1 protein-coding gene is annotated in these 1,761 nt (G+C 73.3%); it reads right to left on the reverse strand.

Annotated features, from left to right (window positions below; all coding sequences use genetic code 11):
- Positions 1 to 1,462 (reverse strand): glycosyltransferase family 2 protein (locus BIV28_RS19585; protein WP_207556139.1); only part of this gene is annotated, 1,462 nt, incomplete at its 3' end.
- Between the last annotated feature and the right edge of the window lie 299 nt (positions 1,463 to 1,761).

The raw sequence follows: 1,761 nt of genomic DNA on the forward strand, positions 1-1,761 counted from the left end.
ACACCCGCACCGGATCCACCGTGAGCCGGCGGGCCGCCTCCCGCTTGCTCGGGCGCCCGCCCTGCTCGGCCTTGCGGAACCGCGCCGCGAGGGCCTTGGCGCCCAGGGCCCGCACGTGGTTGGTCTCCCAGTCCTCGGCCAGGTCGAGCCGCACGCCGTCGACGAGCAGCTCGACGGTGCCCGTGGCCGGCACCCAGAGGATGCGCTCCCACATGACCGTGGCGCCGAAGAAGTCCATCCGGCGCGTCTTGGCGTGCAGCGGCGCCAGGGGCACGCCGCGCGAGCGGAACTGCTCGGTGGGCGGCTCGCCGATGTAGCGGTATCGCAGCCGCACGACGTGGGTGGCGCGGTCGTAGCGGTCGGTGACGGCGTACGGGGTGTGCCAGTCGCCGGTGCCCAGCCCGTGCAGCAGGATGTCGCGCCAGTGCGGCTGCAGCTTGCGGATCGTGAAGGAGTCGACGACGTCGGGCGTCAGCTCGTCGGCGATCTCGCGCAGCGTGCGCCGGAACGAGGCCCCGAGGTCGCCGTCGATGGCCGAGGCCGAGCTGGCCATGGCGTCCTCGGAGGAGAAGTACCACGACAGGTCGTAGAGCACCGTGTTCTGCAGCCACAGGGGGACCGCGCCCCACTGCCGCCTCGCGTCGGTGAGGAGGGCGAGGTAGCCCTCGCGCGGCACGACGCCGTAACGACCGGTGGCCGAGATGCCGGTCTGCAGCGTCGAGGACTGGTCGGCCCGCTTGCGGTAGTAGTACTCGGCCGAAGCGAGGAACCCGGTGCGCCGCGTCGGGGCGGCCATGAGGTAGCGGGCCGCGAAGTCGCCGTCCTCGAAGTTCGGGCGCAGCCGGTGGTTGAAGCGCAGGTCGCCGACGAGGTCGCGGCGCATCACCGAGGTGGTGGCGCTGTTCGGGATGAAGGAGGTGGCCACGTCGAGGTCGACGAGGGCGTCGCCCTGGGTGAACATCTTGGCCCGCGGGTGCTTGGCGAGGGCGCCGGTCGCCTCCATCCGCAGCACCATGTTCGTCGAGACGAAGCAGACCTCCGGGTGGCGCGCCACGAAGGCCGCGACCGAGGAGAGGTAGCCGGCGTTGACGGTGTCGTCGGGGTCGGTGAAGGTCACCCAGTCGCCGGTGGCGTGCTCGAGCCCGGCGTTGCGGGCGGCGGCCTGGCCGGCGTTCTCCTGGGTCAGCACGACGACCTCGAAGGGCGCCCGCTGCGCCCACGCCCGCAGCACGGCGAGGCTGTCGTCGGTCGAACCGTCGTCGACCGCGACGACCTGCAGCAGGGAGAGGTCGTAGTCCTGCTGCTCGAGCGAGGCGAAGAACTCCGGCAGGTAGCGCGCGACGTCGTACACCGCCGACACGATCGAGAACGAGGGCCCTGCGGCATCGGTCGGCTGCTGCCGCTCCTGCCGGCGCTCCCGTTCCTGCTGGTGCTGCTGGTCGGTCTCCGTCGCTGCGCCCATGTGTCGTCCCCTTCCGGCCATGACGCGAGCCACGGCGGAGGGCACACACCACCACAAAGCGGGTGACGCGTCCCGTGCCGCGGCCGTACGCCGCTCATGGTAGACGGGGCGTCCGGGAGCCGCCCGAGCGCCACCCGGACGCCGGCCGGGAGACCGGTGAGCCCGGGTGGGGTGCCCGCTGCCGCCGCCCGGCGACGGGCGTGGCGGCAGCGGGGCGAGGGCTCAGCCGGCCGGGCTCAGCTCGGGGGCGTCGGCGGCCACGGCTCCCTTGAGCTCGGGGGCCGGGCGGTCGAGGGCCT

It is taken from the genome of Intrasporangium flavum, from assembly GCF_001956915.1.
Classification (GTDB): domain Bacteria; phylum Actinomycetota; class Actinomycetes; order Actinomycetales; family Dermatophilaceae; genus Monashia; species Monashia flava.